Annotated in this window: 13 protein-coding genes; 7 read left to right on the forward strand and 6 right to left on the reverse strand. The window is 63.2% G+C overall.

Annotation, left to right across the window (positions count from 1 at the left end):
- Positions 1–2: 2 nt before the first annotated feature.
- On the reverse strand, positions 3–665 hold the full coding sequence (locus tag HNQ40_RS01815; protein WP_184675802.1) for an O-methyltransferase: 663 nt from the start codon (positions 663–665) through the stop codon (positions 3–5).
- Between the two features lie 165 nt (positions 666–830).
- Here HNQ40_RS01815 and HNQ40_RS01820 point away from each other — a divergent pair, with 165 nt between their 5' ends.
- The 5 genes from HNQ40_RS01820 (at position 831) to HNQ40_RS01840 (ending at position 6,986) form a co-directional block, all read left to right on the forward strand.
- Positions 831–1,328 (forward strand): methyltransferase domain-containing protein, encoded by a 498-nt coding sequence (locus tag HNQ40_RS01820; RefSeq protein WP_184675804.1) that lies wholly within the window; start codon positions 831–833, stop codon positions 1,326–1,328.
- 227 nt (positions 1,329–1,555) lie between these two features.
- Positions 1,556–2,533 carry a tetratricopeptide repeat protein gene (locus HNQ40_RS01825; RefSeq protein ID WP_184675806.1) on the forward strand — a complete coding sequence of 326 codons (978 nt, stop codon included), beginning with the start codon at positions 1,556–1,558 and terminating at the stop codon, positions 2,531–2,533.
- Positions 2,530–4,440: a hypothetical protein gene (locus HNQ40_RS01830; RefSeq protein WP_184675808.1), complete on the forward strand. Its 1,911-nt coding sequence runs from the start codon at positions 2,530–2,532 to the stop codon at positions 4,438–4,440. Before HNQ40_RS01825 ends, HNQ40_RS01830 begins: the two co-directional genes overlap by 4 nt.
- A 31-nt stretch (positions 4,441–4,471) precedes the next feature.
- Positions 4,472–6,148: a carbohydrate ABC transporter permease gene (locus HNQ40_RS01835; RefSeq protein ID WP_184675810.1), complete on the forward strand. Its 1,677-nt coding sequence runs from the start codon at positions 4,472–4,474 to the stop codon at positions 6,146–6,148.
- Between the two features lies 1 nt (position 6,149).
- Positions 6,150–6,986: a carbohydrate ABC transporter permease gene (locus HNQ40_RS01840; protein ID WP_184675812.1), complete on the forward strand. Its 837-nt coding sequence runs from the start codon at positions 6,150–6,152 to the stop codon at positions 6,984–6,986.
- Positions 6,987–7,106: 120 nt separating this feature from the next.
- On the opposite strand, the gene HNQ40_RS01845 is transcribed toward HNQ40_RS01840, so the two are convergent.
- From HNQ40_RS01845 to HNQ40_RS01865, 5 genes are all read right to left on the reverse strand, one after another.
- Positions 7,107–7,607 (reverse strand): MOSC domain-containing protein, encoded by a 501-nt coding sequence (locus HNQ40_RS01845; protein WP_184675813.1) that lies wholly within the window; start codon positions 7,605–7,607, stop codon positions 7,107–7,109.
- A 135-nt stretch (positions 7,608–7,742) separates the two neighbouring features.
- Entirely contained in the window at positions 7,743–9,413 is a 1,671-nt protein-coding gene (gene lnt / locus HNQ40_RS01850; RefSeq protein ID WP_184675815.1) for an apolipoprotein N-acyltransferase, read from the reverse strand.
- 138 nt (positions 9,414–9,551) lie between these two features.
- A complete protein-coding gene (locus HNQ40_RS01855; protein ID WP_184675817.1) occupies positions 9,552–12,347 on the reverse strand; it encodes a beta strand repeat-containing protein in 2,796 nt (931 codons plus the stop codon).
- Positions 12,348–12,615: 268 nt separating this feature from the next.
- Positions 12,616–13,449, reverse strand: a complete 834-nt coding sequence (locus tag HNQ40_RS01860; RefSeq protein ID WP_184675819.1) for an anti-sigma factor family protein — start codon at positions 13,447–13,449, stop codon at positions 12,616–12,618.
- Positions 13,446–14,048, reverse strand: coding sequence for an RNA polymerase sigma factor (locus HNQ40_RS01865; protein WP_184675821.1), 603 nt, complete (start codon positions 14,046–14,048; stop codon positions 13,446–13,448). Before HNQ40_RS01865 ends, HNQ40_RS01860 begins: the two co-directional genes overlap by 4 nt.
- A 377-nt stretch (positions 14,049–14,425) precedes the next feature.
- Between HNQ40_RS01865 and rpmF the strand changes: the two genes are divergently transcribed.
- On the forward strand, positions 14,426–14,635 hold the full coding sequence (rpmF, locus tag HNQ40_RS01870; RefSeq protein ID WP_184675823.1) for a 50S ribosomal protein L32: 210 nt from the start codon (positions 14,426–14,428) through the stop codon (positions 14,633–14,635).
- A gap of 99 nt (positions 14,636–14,734) precedes the next feature.
- Positions 14,735–15,772, forward strand: coding sequence for a phosphate acyltransferase PlsX (plsX, locus tag HNQ40_RS01875; protein WP_184675825.1), 1,038 nt, complete (start codon positions 14,735–14,737; stop codon positions 15,770–15,772).

Here is a 15,772-nt window from a genome sequence, read left to right on the forward strand (position 1 = left end):
GCTTAGCGCTTCCGCACCAACAACAACCCGTCCCCCAGCAGCAGCATGCCCGCTTCAACCTGCTCGTCCTCGAAGGCGCGCTGATTCACTTCGCGTATCGCAACGGTGTCCGCGTCCTGCACGTCTTGCCGGGCGACCGCGCCGTGGCGCAACGCGTTGTCGAACACCATGAGCCCGCCGGGCCGGAGGAGTTCCAGGCCCAGGTCGTAGTACGTGGGGTAGCCGGTCTTGTCCGCGTCGATGAAGCCGAAGTCGAACGCCCCCGCGTCGCCCGCCCCGATCATGGTGCGCAGTGTCTGCGACGCGTCGCCGATGCGCAGGTCGATGCGGTCCGCCACGCCCGCTTCTTCCCAGAACGGCCGACCCACCGCGGGCCAGGTATCGCTGACATCGCAACAGACCAACTCGCCGTCGTCGGGCAACGCCTCGGCCACGCGCAACGCGCTGTAGCCGGTGAACGTCCCCACCTCGAACGCGCGCCGTGCGCCGGTGAGCTTGACCAGCATCGCCAACACCCGCGCCGCCTCCGGGGACGATTTCATCTCGGCCTCGGGCAGGCGGTCGGATGCCTCGCTCAGTCGCCGCTGAATATCGGTTTCGCTCCCCGCCAAGGGGCCGAGGTAGTCTGCGAGATCGCCCTGAACCAGAAAGCTGCGTGTAGACATGGCTTCATGCTATCCCACGCCGGGGCCGACCGTGCCACAAACCTGCAAGTTCAGCACCCTATGAGTTTTGGGTTATTCCCCATCCGGCCGCCCATCGGTTCAAGGACCCGCACATATATTATTCATAGTCCTAACCTCCCCAATGACCCCGACCCGGGCCCCGCCATGATCTACTTCTCGTTCTTCGTGCTGTTCTTGGTGGTCCTGCTGATCGTGCTCCACGAGATCAGCTACAAGCTGGTCAAGACCCGCATCCTCCGCATGCGGAAGTGGGACCTCAACATCTGCTGCGGCCACTCCGACGGCGGCGGGCTCAACGTCGACATCTTCCAGCACGACCCCGGCCCGGGGAACTTCCAGAAGATCGACGACATCTACAGCCTGCCCTTCGACGACAAGCAGTTCGAGCACACCCTCTGCTCGCACACCATCGAGCACGTGGACGACCCCGAGGCGTTCTTCGCGGAGCTGCGTCGGGTGAGCAAGAACGTCACGATCGTGGTGCCGCCGCTGTGGGACCCCGCTGCGGTCTTCAACGTCTTTGAGCACCGCCACATCTTCCTGAACGTCCGCAAGATGTTCGTCAACGAGCTGCCGCCGTACGTGAAACTGCCGATGGCCGAGACGATTCAGGAACGCCTAGGCCAGAAGATCCGCGGCTGATCGCGATCTCGCCCGACCCATTTTTTAAAATTTCCGATGAACCACCGACCCACCCCGGGGCGTTCATTTACCGGGATTTAAATATATAAACCAAGATCACGATGCCGGGCGACGATAGGCCGCACCATGTCTTGTCCTGACTTCGCCATGTGCTGGTCGGACCATGCTTTAAAACCCCTCGCATCAGGGTAGGCGAGTGGCGCAACAGCGATTATACTCACCCCCTCATGTCGTATTCAGCCATCACTGATGTTCGGATCGGCTTCCTGGTTGCAGCGCTGCTTGTCGTACTCATTCACCCGCCAAGCCATAGCCAGGAAAGCGAGTCACTCAACCTTCTTCTTGAAGAAGCGTCGAAAGAGTTGACCTATTTCAATTTCGATTTGGCGTACAAGCTCTACGGCCAGGCCGTGGACAAAGCCGGCAGCCCGGGTTCGGACGTGTGGCTTCAAGCGACGTTCGGCCGAGCGCTCTCGGCCCAACACCGATCGCCCGCCACACGCGATCTGATCGAAGAAGCGATCGAGGGCTACCAATCCATCGCGGACCAGGCGCCCCAGACGCCCTTCGCGGCCCGCAGTGTGTTGAACCTCGGGCGGATCGACGAGATCCGCGACTACCTCGGCGACGAGATCGATCTCGAAGGCGCACGCGAACACTACCGCCGGGTCTTCGAAACCTGGCCCGACCTGGACGCCGCGGATCAGGCCGCGTTGTTTTACGCGGGCACCTACTTCCAGGACTTCAAGAACCTCGACGGCGTGAAGCTCGGCCTGGAGTTTCTCGAGGGCTGGATCACCGACCGCGACGACCGCGACGGCGCCTCGATGACCTGGGAAGTCATGGGCCAGGTGCGTTACCACCACCTGCAAGACTACGCGGGCGCCGTCCGCTGCTTCATCAAGGCAGACGATCTGGGGCTCACCGACCCGAACGGCGCGGGCGTGCTTTACTGGCAACTCGGCCAGGCCGCGCAGAACGAGCTCGACGATCTGCCGACCGCGATCCGCTACTACCAGAAGATCATCACCGACGCCCCCCGCAGCGGCCGCGCGTTTAACGCTCAGCTCGCCCTCGAAGACCTGCAGGAAAAACGGCCCGACCTCAACATCGAGATCCCCGAGGTGCAGCTCTTCCTCGCCAAGCCCGAGGAACTCCTGGAGAACGAGGACAACGCTTCCGGTGAGACGGGGGACACGCCATGAAATTCAATATGAACCTCGTCGGCCTGGTGCTCCTGCTGGGCGGATTTCTCATCAGCCTGTTTACGGTGGTGTCGCGTTCGTTCGAAGAAGGCGCACTCAGCCAGAACAACGAGAGCGGCAAGAAGGTCATCCAGCTGATGCACTGGCAGCTCGAGCCGGGCTACCGCGAGGCGATGCAGAACGCGATGGACGCGTACAACGCCCTGCCCCACGTCCAGGAAGCCAACGTTGAGGTCCGCCAACTCGACATCACCGAGCGGGTCTACGCCCAGGTGCTCAACGTCCACGCCGTCAGCGGCACCGCGCCGGACCTCTGCGAACGCGGCGGGCCGGACAAGGGCGCGATTGCGCAGGGCGCGGGCATCGCGAAGTATTTTGATTCGCTGGGTGACGAAGGGCTGATGCCCAATCCCTACAACGCCCCGGAGTATCTGCCCGAGGGTCAGGACCCCGAGCTCGCCGACGCGTTGTCCAACGGCCCGTGGCGTGACACGCTGATCGACGGGATGCAGGCGAGCTACGTCTTCGAGCTGCAGGACTTCTACGCCGTGCCCACCAGCTTCGTCGGCTCGGTCAAGATCTTCTACAACGAGAACCTCTTCGCCCAGGCCAAGGCCCTGCTCGCCGAGGCGATGCAGCAGAGCCCGCAGCCGCAGTGGTACCAGGACCTGATCTGGGACACCTCCGGCGGGCAGGAGACCGGCTACGTGGCCGACACCCCCGAGCTCCGCGAGTGGGTGCTCAGCGACGCCGAGCCCGAGACGCTCGGCCGATTGCTGATGGTGTGCGAAGCGCTCTGGCAGGTCGCCGAGCAGACCGGCAACGACCAGCTCGTGCCCATCTCCGGCAGCAGCTACTCGGACCTGATGTTTGCCGAGCGGTACAGCGTGCCGTTCACCTCGAACATCGCCGACAAGATCAACTACGACCAGGACAACTGGATCAGCGGCTACGAGTCGTGGCTGGGTTGGCTGTCCGAACGCTGGAGCTTCGAGGACCCGTCGCACGTGGCGTACTTCGACTGCCTCCGCGAGATCTGCAAGCAGTTCCCGCCGGGCTTCCTCGGCCTGGACCGCGAGCAGGCCCGTCGTCGTTTTGTCACCGCCCAGGCCGGCATGATCGCCACCGGTGCGTGGGACGCCAAGAGCCTGTTCGAAGCCGCGCAGGGCACCGTCGTCACCGAAGACAACCCGCTGCGTCCCAGCGAAACCGCGACCGAGTTCCGCGGCAAGCCCCACAAGAACCACCGCTTCGGCGTCCAGATCATGGACTTCCCCATGCCCGGCCCCAACGAGCGGTGGCACGAGTTCATCACCTACCCCGCCAGCGACGCCCAGGCCAACGGCAGCGGTCAGTACATGATCTCGCAGCGCTCGCCCAACAAAGAATGGGCGCTGGACTTCCTCTACTTCCTCACCAGCTACTCGGTGAACGTGGAGTTCAACCGCACCTCCGAGTGGCTGCCCATCGTCATCGGCGGCCAACCCAAAGCCGAGCTGGCTGCCTTCATCCCCGACCCCGACGGGTTCTCCACCGGCGACCGCCCCTACCCCCAGGACGGCCAGGCCGGCAACCTCCGCACCCGGTACATCGGGCAATTCAAAAACTACCTGTCGGGCGACATCGACTACGACGAGTTTGTCCAACTCATCCACGAATCCGCCATGGACAACCGGACCGGGGCACGGCGCGTGATGTACGACGTCTGGCAACAGCAACGCGACCAGGTCCGAAGTGTCGAAGCGCTCATCGCGGTGCAGTCGGCCCGTGAACTGCTCCAAGGCCAAGCCGACGCGCCCCTGAAGGTCACCCAAAGCACCCGCCAGTCCGCGTTGCTGATGAACGCGACCCGGCTGCGTCACTACTGGCACATGGATTTCCCCGACGAACCGTTCCCCGAGTATTGAGCCCGGCCGCTCCTCGCCCCCACGCCTGTTCATGACCACACTCCCCTCCCAACCCGCGCCGCCCGACTCCGACGCGCCCGCCAAACCGGCGCCGCGTCGCAACAAGTGGCTCAATAAATCCAAGACCTACGTCTTCCTCTATGCGTTGCTGCTGCCCACGCTGCTGAGCATGGGCGTGTTCGGCTACTACCCCAAGGTCGACGTGCTGTTCAAGTCCGTCTACCGCTGGACGCCGGGCAGCATCCTGGAATACGTCGGCAGCAAGAACTACCTCGACGCGTTTGCCGACCCGATCTTCTGGCAGTCGTTCAAAGTCGTGGCCATCATGCTGGTGGCCAACCTCTTCAAGATGTGGCCGGGCATCATCGTGGCGATCGCGCTGCACCGGCTGCTGAGCGACCGCTGGCGGTACATCTATCAGGTGTGTTTCGTGATCCCGATGGTCGTGCCGATGATGGTGTGGCTGCTGGTGTGGAAGAGCTTCTTCGACCCGGACTTCGGCATCCTGAACAAGCTGTTGAACCTGACCGGCGTGATGCCGATCCTGGGCTGGATGGACGGGACGAATGTCCCACAACAAGCCGAAGCGGTGACCTCGGTAACCGCTGCAGGCACGACTGTTGTCGAAACGGTCGAATACGAAACCTATACAGGCGCCATGCCAATCATCGCGGGTTGGTTAGACCCGATACTGAACGGCTTCTACCGGGTGAATGAAATCGGCCAGCCCATCCTCTACGAAACCGCGAACGGATTACAGCCACAGCTCATTTTCCCGGGTATCCAGCAGATCTTCGGCGGGGTCTGGGCGATGATGCTCGTGGGCGGGGTCTGCCTCACGCTCATGGCCCAACGCCTGGACCACAAGCAACGCTGGGTCGGCTACGGCCTGGTGCTGCTGATGGCGGGGCTCATGCCCTGGCTCGCGGTTAACGCGCTGGGCAGCATGGCCGGGGCCATCCTCTCGCTGGCGATCTTCATCGGACTGATCATCGGGATGGCCCGGACGCTGGGTGCGGGCTGGGTGATCTGGCCGTTCCTCCTGCTCTACGGCATCTGGGCCTGCCACGGCGAGCCGGTCTGGCGTCTGCCGGTCATGATGGGCGCGGCGATCGGGTTCAGCGAACTGGTCAGCGCCAAGACCAGCCGACTGATCGGCCCCGAGATCCTCCGCTGGGTCGGCATCCTGTTGCTGACCGTGGGCGGCCTCATGATCTGCTTCGGCCTGATCTGGACCGAGCCCACCAACCAGTTCACCGGCGGCCGACCCGCGTGGCTGGGCAACCAGGACCTCATCCTCCCCGCCCTGATCCTCTGGGGCTTCCCTTGGGTCGGCACCGTGGGCGTGCTCATCTACCTCGCCGGCCTGCAGCAGATATCCACCGACGTGTACGAAGCCGCCCAGCTCGACGGCGTCGGCCCCATCGGCAAGCTGTTCAAAATCGAACTGCCCCTCATCATGACCCAGGTGCGGATCAACCTGATCATGATGACCATCGGCACCCTCACCGGCTACGAGTTCTACTTCATCCTGCTCGGCCCCGAGGGCGGCCCCGGCAACGTCGGCATGGTGCCCGGCCTCTACATGTTCAAGTCGGCGTTCTTCGACATGCGATACGGCTACGCCTGTGCCCTGGGCATGGTGCTGTTCGTCGTCATCCTGCTGCTGACCATCGTCTATCAGAAGTACGTGAAGGTGGATAAATAAGATGCCCCAGAAAGTCAGCAAATCCGCCGAAGTCTTCAAGCACTCGATCATCCTCTTCGTGATCGCCTGTGCCCTCTACCCGCTGCTGGTCACCGTCATCATCAGCTTCAAGACCAACGCCCAGTACGAGGCCAACCCGTTCTGGTTCGACCCCATCAGCACTTGGAACTGGGGCAACTGGTCCAAGGCCTGGGACACCGTCAGCCCCTACATCGCCAACTCCATCGTCGTCTCGGTTTCCGCGACCTCGATCGGCCTGGTCATGATCATCCTCTCGTCCTACGCGCTGGCCCGCTACCGCTTCCCCGGACGCAACATCATCTACTACGGCATCATCGCCTCGATGTTTCTGCCCGGCACCGCCGCGACGCTCGTCACCGTGTTCTGGCTGATCCGCAACCTCGGGCTCGTGAACAACCTCTGGGCCCTGATCATCGTCGGGGCGGCGGGCGCTCAGGTCGTGGGCATCTTCATCCTCAAGCAGTTCATCGAAGACATCCCCAAAGAGCTCTTCGAGTCGGCCCAGATCGACGGCGCTAACCACATCCGCCAGATCACCAACATCGTCCTGCCGATGTCCGGCCCGGTGCTGGCGATCATCGCGATCCTCAAGTTCCTGGGCCACTGGAACGAGGTCATGCTCGCCATGATCGTCATGCGTGACGACAACAAACTCACCATCCCCGTGGGCCTGCTCCGCCTCGAAGGCGAGTACGTCAAGCAATGGGGCGAGATGATGGCCGGCTACGCCATGGCGTCCATCCCGCTGATCATCCTGTTCGTCTTCACCATGCGGTGGTTCGTGAAGGGCATCGCCGCGGGTGCGGTGAAGGGGTGATCCGGTTTTCGGATTTCGGATTTCGGATTTCGGACAGAATCAAACAACTGAAAGCCCGCGGATGGCGCAGCCTTCCGCGGGTTCTTTTTTCTACTCCCTATCTCCCAACTCCCTACCCCCCTAAACAACCCCCACCTCATCTCCCACCCCAAACGCCCCCGCCTCCACCACCGTCGCGGTGATGCCCCCGTGCCCGCGGACCGCGTTGTAGCCGCCCGGGCCCAGCGCCGCTTCCATCTTGCTGCACGGCTGACACAAGCCCGTGTACTCCAACACCGCCCCGCCGACGCGGAAACGCTTGCCTTTCAGCGCGAGCAGGTTCACCCCCGACACCACGATGTTTCGCCGCAGCAGCCCCGGCAGTTCTTCGAGCGACACATCGTTTCGCTGCGCACACGCCGCGATCACGGGCAGGTGTTCGTGTTGGATCAAGGTGACTTGCCGTTTGCTGCCGGGCTTGCCGGCGTAGCGATCGCCGTCGAGGCCTTGCTCGGGGGAGACTTGGGATTGCTCGAGCGAAGCCATCGGCTCACCGCGTCCCGGACGCACGCCGATCCATTCCACCCGCCCCACCTGCGGCAGGGTGTCGAGCAGCTTCTTCATCGGGCTGGACTCATCCATCACGCGATCCAATATGCGGCAGGGTGCCGTGGTCAAACGAGCGTAGCGAGAGCCGGCCACGCATCATGGGAACCGTCGTGGCCGGCGCTTCGCTTGACCACGGCACCCCAAAGTGAACCAACACCGAATGAACCATCACGCGATCCGGTGCTTGGCCAGGGGTCGGCCGAAGATCGCCCCGAACACCGTCGCGCCCAGCGTGAACAACACCAGCAACACCCACGGCCAGCCGCCGAGCGCCGCGTAGAGCGTCGTCCGCGGGTCAGTCTTCATCGTGTGCGCCAGGACGCCCGACTCGTACTGACCCAGCCGTGCCCGGCAGCGTCCCGTTGAATCGATGAACGTGCTGATCCCGGTGTTCACGCTGCGGGCCATCGGCACGCGGTTCTCGATGCAACGCAGGCTCGCGAGCTGGGCGTGTTGGCGTCGCATGCTCTTGCCCGAGTACCAGCCATCGTTGGTGAGGTTGACCAGCGCGTCGAGGCGCTTGCCTTCGTCGCCGTAGACCATCTTCCGGCAGACCGAGGCGATCACGTCTTCGTAGCAGATCGGCGTGCCCACCTGCCAGCCGCCGGGCAGCGTGAACACCACCGGGCCGTCGCCCGCCGTGAGTGCGTAGCCCGGCCAGACCTGCATCTTCTCCATCAAGCCTTCGATGAAGCCCGGCCCGGGGACGTACTCGCCCATGGGCACGCGGTGCTGTTTGTAGTACGGCGAACCCACGAGCGAGCCTTCCGCGTTCACCAGGTGCGCCGCGTTGTACCGGCGTTCGCCGTCGGCGCCCCACTCCCGGCCGCTGGCCCCCACGATGGTGGTCACGCCATCGCGCACCACCAGCCCGCGGGCCAGGCCCGAAATCTGCGACGCGAAGGGGTCGGTTTCGCCGTAGCGGATGATGGCCTCGTCGGTGATCGCGAACGGGATGATCGTTTCGGGCCACACCACCGCGTCCGGCCCGGCGGGGACTTCCAGCCCCTCGGCCGTGGTCACCCGCTTGGGCCCCGCGACCGCCGCCGCGGCGTGCAGTTCCATCAGCTTCTCAAAGTCCGCCACGATCGATTGCTCGGTCACCCGGGCCTTGTTGTCCTGCAAGAGGTTGGTCTGCACCACCGCGATCGTCGGGCCCTCGGCCGTGAGGCCGTCGGTCTGCGCGATGCGCCACTGCCCGTAGCCCCACGCCCCAACGAGCACCACCGCCGCCAGCCCGATCGCCGGGCGCGGCACCTTCCGCTTGATCGCCAGGTCCACGATCGCCCCGTTGACCAACGCCACGACCAGCCCCACTGTGTGCTGCCCGAACAGGTCGGCCGTCTGCACCACGCGGCCTACATCATCGACATCCCACTTCGCCTGCGACTGGGCCAACGAGTACCACGCAAACCCGCCCGCCGGCCAGACCGAGCGCAGCACCTCGATGCTCACCCAGCACAACGGCAGCGCAAACACCATCGGCCAGCGCAGCTTCTGGTGCAGCACGCCTATCGCCAGGATGCTCAGCGCCACGTTCAGCCCCAGCCACACCCCCAGCACCGGCGGTGCTGCGGGCGAGATCGGCCCCAGCCAACGCAGCATCCACCACCACCACACCCCGAACACCACCGCCGAGGTCCAGAACAGCCGCCGCCAGTCCCGCGTCCGGGCCGCCGCGATCCCCGCGGGCACCAGCGCAACGTACGCCAGGACACTCCAACCGGGCCGCGGAAACGCCAGCATCAGCAAGACCCCCGCCAAGGCAAACGCCCCGAGGTGCTGCCACCGCGACGTCCGTTTCCGAGTCGCAAACACAAACCGGGATGCATTGCTCACCGTTGCCATATCTCCAGAATACCAGTTCAAGCTACAAGAGAACCGAAGTTCCGCTCCATGAATAACGACAAAAAGCCGCCGCAGCGGTCAGGGACGCTGCGACGGCCAAGGAATCTCCCCACGACGGGATGAATTGGGTTAGCCGCGACGACGACCCATCATGGCGATGCTGCCCAGGCCAAGCAGGATCAACGAAGCGGGCTCGGGGACCGCCGCGATGCTGACGCTGCCGCCCACCAGCAGATCGCTGGTGTTCAGAACGACCGGTCCCGAGTTGATCGACGAGAAGTTGCCCGTGAGCGCCGGGATATCGAAGTCCAGCAGGTCGAAGGTTTGGCCGACCACCAGGCTCTCGATATCGGTAAAGGTCAGGTTGAGCTGGCCGTCCAAGTCCAGAAGGCCGCCGACGACATCGACCGTCTCGAACTCCGTGAGGCTGTCAATGGTGAGGCCGATCACGCTGGTCTCCTCGAGGTCGAGGTTGCCCGAAGCCAAGGAGATGCCGCCGTTGATGGTGCCGGCGTTAACGACCGATCCGCCGAGGTTGACGCCTTGTTGCACAAGGACGGCCGGGGCGGCGTCCGCAGTAATAAGGCCACTGATCTGGTTCACGATGTTACCGCTAAAGGTCGCTCCGGGGGCGGGGGCAAAGAGGCGGATGCCCGCGTCGACCGGCTGGTCGCCGCTGCCCGCGATCAGGCCGGCGTTCACAATCGATCCAAGCTGGATGTCGTCAGACACAGTACCCACCTGAACCGATACACCCGACCCTGCGCCACCGCGGGCATCGATGCTGCCCGAGGCGAGGTTGGTGAGGCTGAAGCTGTCGGCGGTGCCGTCGACGTAGAACGTGCCGTTGCGTTGACGCCCGGTCGCAAGGATGTCGCCGGCGTTGTTGACCGTAAGGCCGATGCCGTCGAGGTTGAACGCACGGCTATCGGAGCTGATGGTGCCGGTGTTGTTCACCACGCCGCCGGTGTGGTCACCACCGCCTGCGGGCGTGGGGTTGCCGAAGTACACACCGTTATGCACACCGGAGATGGTGCCGGCATTGTTGAGCGTGCCCTGGAAGTTGACACCGTTGACCGCACGGAAGCCGCCGACCGTACCGTTCGCTCCCTCGCTGGAAATGTCGCCGGTGTTGGTAATCGTGCCGGTGAACAGGCCGGTCGTGGTTCCGTCGAGAGCGCCGCCAACGCGGGTCCGTTCGAGGCGGATGCCGTCACCCGCGGTCGCCAAGCCGGCGCCCGCGTTGCCGCGGCCGAGAAGCTGACCAGAGTTATTGATGGTGAAGTCGTTGCCGGCTTCGTCGAGCTCAACCGAGAAGCCCGCACCTTCCAGCCCTTCGCCGGCGTCGATGACACCGCCGTTGTTGAGGGTGAAGTCTTGAGCGGTCGAGTCGGCGTAGACCGTGCCGTTGCGCTGATTACCGGTGCCGAGGATCAGGCCGTCGTTGTTGACGGTCAGGCCGGTGCCGTCGATGTTCAGGGCACGGCTGTTCGAGCTGATGATGCCGGTGTTGTTAACCACACCGTTGGAGTAGTCGGCACCTTGGCTGTTGACGGCGTTGCCGAAGTACAAGCCGTTCTGAACACCGGAGATGACGCCGGAGTTATTCAGCCCGCCGTCGAACGAGATGCCGTTGACAAAGCGGACGCCGGCGACGGTCCCGTTAGCGCCTTCGGAGGCGATGGTGCCGCTGTTACTTAGGTTCACCTCGGCGGTACCGATGTTCCCGACGTTACCGATGCGAACGCCGTCACCCGCTGCCGAGGAGCCAGCGCTCGCGTTGCCGCGGCCCTGGATGGTCCCTGCGTTGGTCAGGCCGAAGGTATTGGCCCCGTCCACCGCCCCGCCGATCTCAGCGCCAAAGCCCGAGCCTTCGTTGCCTTCACCTGCATCGATGGTTCCGCCCGTAAGGTTGTTGACCGTGTAATCGTCGGCGGTGCCGTCGACATAGAACGTGCCGTTACGCTGGTTACCGGTGCCGATAATCTCGCCGGCGTTATTAACCGTCAAGCCGATGCCGTCGAGGTTGAACGCGCGGCTATCGGAGCTGATGGTGCCGGTGTTGTTCACCACGCCGTCGGTGTGGTCGCCGCCGCCCGCGGGCGTGGGGTTACCGAAATACACGCCGTTCTGGGTGCCGGTGATCGTGCCGGAGTTGTCCAGTTGTCCCTGAAAACTGACACCATTGACGGCACGGAAGCCGCCGACGGTGCCATTGGCACCTTCCGAAGTGATCTCACCGGTATTGGTTATCGATCCCGTAAACAGACCGGTCGTGGTGCCGTCGAGGGCGCCGCCAGCGCGGGTCCGTTCTAGACGGATGCCGTCACCCGCAGTCGCGGCACCGGCGGAGGCATTGCCCCGGCCGGCGATGGTGCCGGCGTTGGTGATACTGGCGTCGGTGCCGCCCGCAGCCAGCTCGAGCGAGATGCCCGCGCCGTCGTTGTGTTGGCCCGCGTCGATGGTGCCGCCTTGCTGATTATCGATCGAAAAGTTGTTGGCTGAAATATTGGAGTAGATCGTGCCGTTGCGCTGATCGCCGGTGCCGATAATCTGGCCGGCGTTACTCACCGCAACCGTGCCGCCGATGTTGATGGCCCGGCTGTCGGAACGGATGATGCCGGGACCGAGGTTGGTGACAGTGCCCGAGCCCAGGCCGTTCACGAAGTTGATGGCGTTGAGGCCACCTTCGATGTTACCTGCGTTGATGACGGTCGTATCGGCCGCGGTGATGATCGCATTGAGCTCCGCCGTGATGAAGCCCCCCTGGCCGTTACTGATTACCACGCCGTCCGCTCCCGCGGGTATGTCAACCGCGTTGTCTTGCAGAACCTGAATCCAGGTGGACGACTCGTCGGTGACCGTAACGGTGTCGTCCGCCGATGGCGAGACCTGTGCGAGCGAGACGGGCGCGATGACGGACATCAGCCCGCAACTCCATAGCAAACGTTTGGTCGTAAATGAAATCATGGTCTTTTCGTTCCTTGGGAAAAGGTGAGGGGCTGACACAGGCACGACGGATCGCGTCGGGCATCTACGACCTGATTCCCGTTGGGCCGCCTTTCATTGCAGCGGGTCAAAAAAAATTGACACGGGTCAGCCGAGCCTTCGAACCGCGCAACAAAAAACCGCCTGCTCATAGCGAGGCGGCTAAAGCCAGGTAGGCAAGATCGAACGGGGAGTCGCCGGGACGCTACGGCCCGTCAGTCGGCTGAATCAACGGCAGGATCTTGGGCGTATCGAATGGAGTCACTTCGTAAAACACCAAGCCCTGGATTTCTTCTTTGTGGACTTCAAGCCCGGCCGAACGCGACCCCCGCAGACGTCGGGCCTGGTCGGCCTGGTCGATCACCACGGCGACATTTTCGCCTTCCACTTTGGCCATCAAGATGATCTCGTCCTTGCTGAGGACCTCGCCGCCCAGAGACGCGGGATAGCTCCAACCCAACAACTCGACCTGGGGGACGTCCGGCGCAAACGCCAAGGACACACCGACCGCATTCTGCATCTCCACCGGGAACTGCTCGGGTGAGCAAGTACGGGGCGCGACGAAACCGGATTCCTCCAGCATCGCGTACATCTCGCCAGCCCTCAGGCGGGGGTCGCTGTCCCAGGGCGACAGCCATTGCCCGGCGAGGTAGACCGTCGTGACCACGGCGATACACGCGGCGATCTTCAGAGCTTGCGCCCATACCGAAGAGGTTGATCGCTTCGCCGGCGGAGTATCCTGCGCAGCCGGTGCGGTGTCTGAACCCGCGAGCCGTAGGGAAGGCGGGGCTTGGCCGGGCTCAACGCCCGCTTGCTCCGCGGCGATGGCTTTCATGACCGCATCCGAAGCGGCATGGGCATCCTGAGCCAGCCAGCCAGCTTCGGCCTGTTCATACTTAGTGAACTGTTCCAACAAAGCCGCGAGGTCGGGTTCGGCTTCGAGGCGGCGTTCGAATTGCTCTCGATCCTCTGCGGACATCAACCCGTCGAGGTATTGATTGATGGCTTCGAAATCGGATTCGTGGGGGAACTTGCTCATGATTCCCCCTTTTCGTGCGAAGGCATCTTAGAGGGTGCCGGTACGCTGGCTAGCCGACTTAAAATACGGTTTCGGCTGCGGTGGACGTGGCTCATCACCGTGCCCGGGGCCAACCCCAAAGCATCGGTGATTTCTGCGTAGCTGCATTTATCCAAACATCTCATAAAAAAGCAGGCTCGGGCATCATCACTCAAATCGAGCAGCGCTGCTGCCAAATCGTCGTCGATGCCCAAGCGGTCACCGATGGCTTCTGAGGTGGTGTGAGACTCGGCGTTAAGGGCTTGGACATCGATGCCCCGGGGCTCGGTGTCCGGCGGGGACGCCGACGGGGCCACGGCAGACGCATCCTTGGAGAGTATCGCAGCGCGTCGCCCGGTGTCGCGCTGGTGACGCAGGGCAAGGTTACGGACGATTTGCCCAGTCCACGCCCCAAAGCTTGTGCCTTCGGTGAAGTCGTTACGCTTTTTCCATGCAACCAGCCCGGCTTCTTGAACTAAGTCTTGGGCCGTGTCTCGTTGGCGGCAGATCGCGAAGGCGATCGCCATCAGCCTTGGGCTAACCGCACGGAAGTGGGCTTCAAAGGCTTCGGGATCAAGCATCGAACTTGTTCCGTAAACGCATAAATAGCTTTCGAAAATAGCGTAATAACGATGGCGGCTTAAAACCGGTATGGAACAGTAACTACTCACGCTATAGCCTTATTCCACTCATCTCCGGTTAACATGCACCTGATTCAAGAACAATCGATCTAATAGTTGAGTTCAGCTGCGGGAGATTTACGGCGAGACACACCTGTAGGACACCCCGACGCATCGACCATTTGATTGATGGTCGCCGGTTCACCTTGACGCAAACACCGGTTCTGACTACTCTTTACGGCTCGCTACGGCGAATCCCGAACAAAATACCCCGGATACGACCCGGACGACACCCTCGCCCGGCCCGCTAAGTCCCTCGCCCACAAGGACCTGCAAACATGCTCCCCGTTCAACGCAAAACCCGTACGCAGACCCGCAAGGGCCGTTCGCACCACGCCCTGACCGACGCTCAACTCGTCACCTGCCCCCACAGCGGCGAAGCCAAGAAGCCCCACACCGCTTGCCGCGAAACCGGCTACGTGCCCCCGAACGGCAACCGCCCCGGTTTCTTCCTCGACATCAAGCTGTTCCGTAAAAAGAACAAGTAAACTCTTGTCGTGTTCCCGGCATTCGGCCGGGATGGTCTCGGGCGATCGGGGGGATGTACGGCTCCGAGTTGCCCGCTGAACCCCCTCGGAGTTTCTCCTGTGCGAATTGCGCTTGACGTCATGGGCGGCGACAACGCCCCCGACGCGATCCTGGATGGCGGGCTGAACGCCGCGGAAGTCTTGTCCGATGACGACCAATTGGTCCTGATCGGCGACGAAGAAATTATCCGCGAAGGCCTCCGCGAAGCCGGGCTCCACAACGACTCCCGCTTCGTCATCGAAGCCACCACCCAAGTCATCGAGATGGGCGACTCGCCCGTCACCGCTTTGCGTGCAAAGCCCGACAGCTCCATCGTCAAGATGGGTTGGCTCGGCAGCGCCAAGAAAGCCAAAGACCAACACTGCCAGGCGATCATCTCCGCCGGCAACACCGGTGCCTGTGTCGCCGCGGCCCAGATGTCGATGCGTCGCCTCCCCGGCGTCCACCGCCCGGGCATCGCGATCGTCCTGCCGACCTTCCACGGCCCGGTCGTGGTCTGCGACGTGGGCGCAAACCCCGAGCCCAAGCCGTCGCACCTCTACCAGTACTCGATCATGGCTGGCGTCTACGCCGAGAAAGTCCTGGGCATCGAGAACCCTAAGGTCGGCGTGATGAACATCGGCGGCGAAGAGGGCAAGGGCACCCCCCTGGTCAAGGAAACCAGCCGACTCTGCCGCGAAGACGAAACGCTCAACTACGCCGGCAACGTCGAAGGACGTGAGCTGTTCAACGGCAAGGCGAACGTCGTCGTGACCGAAGGCTTCACCGGCAACGTTGTGCTGAAGCTGGCCGAGGGTTTGAGCGCCGGCATCTTCCAGACGATCACCCGCGAGGCGATGGAGATCGACATGGACCTGGCCATGCGGTTCGAGCCCGTGGTCAAGAGCATCTACAAGAAGCACGACTACCACGAGTACGGCGGCGCCCCCCTCTTGGGTGCCAACGGCTTGTGCATGATCTGTCACGGCAGCTCCGAGGCCCGCACGATCACCAACGCGATCAAGAAGGCCAAGATGTATCACGAGCTGAAGGTCAACGACGCCATCATCGAAGCGCTGGCCGAGCACGAAGGCGGCGAGAAATCTGGGGATCAGTGA

The sequence above is a fragment of the Algisphaera agarilytica genome (assembly GCF_014207595.1).
GTDB lineage: Bacteria > Planctomycetota > Phycisphaerae > Phycisphaerales > Phycisphaeraceae > Algisphaera > Algisphaera agarilytica.

Coding starts and splice junctions, on each gene's coding strand:
- HNQ40_RS01815 (WP_184675802.1), bottom strand. CDS start 665: ATGTCTACACGCAGCTTTCTGGTTCAGGGCGATCTCGCAGACTACCTC.
- HNQ40_RS01820 (WP_184675804.1), top strand. CDS start 831: ATGATCTACTTCTCGTTCTTCGTGCTGTTCTTGGTGGTCCTGCTGATC.
- HNQ40_RS01825 (WP_184675806.1), top strand. CDS start 1,556: ATGTCGTATTCAGCCATCACTGATGTTCGGATCGGCTTCCTGGTTGCA.
- HNQ40_RS01830 (WP_184675808.1), top strand. CDS start 2,530: ATGAAATTCAATATGAACCTCGTCGGCCTGGTGCTCCTGCTGGGCGGA.
- HNQ40_RS01835 (WP_184675810.1), top strand. CDS start 4,472: ATGACCACACTCCCCTCCCAACCCGCGCCGCCCGACTCCGACGCGCCC.
- HNQ40_RS01840 (WP_184675812.1), top strand. CDS start 6,150: ATGCCCCAGAAAGTCAGCAAATCCGCCGAAGTCTTCAAGCACTCGATC.
- HNQ40_RS01845 (WP_184675813.1), bottom strand. CDS start 7,607: ATGGATGAGTCCAGCCCGATGAAGAAGCTGCTCGACACCCTGCCGCAG.
- HNQ40_RS01855 (WP_184675817.1), bottom strand. CDS start 12,347: ATGTCCGTCATCGCGCCCGTCTCGCTCGCACAGGTCTCGCCATCGGCG.
- HNQ40_RS01860 (WP_184675819.1), bottom strand. CDS start 13,449: ATGAGCAAGTTCCCCCACGAATCCGATTTCGAAGCCATCAATCAATAC.
- HNQ40_RS01865 (WP_184675821.1), bottom strand. CDS start 14,048: ATGCTTGATCCCGAAGCCTTTGAAGCCCACTTCCGTGCGGTTAGCCCA.
- rpmF (WP_184675823.1), top strand. CDS start 14,426: ATGCTCCCCGTTCAACGCAAAACCCGTACGCAGACCCGCAAGGGCCGT.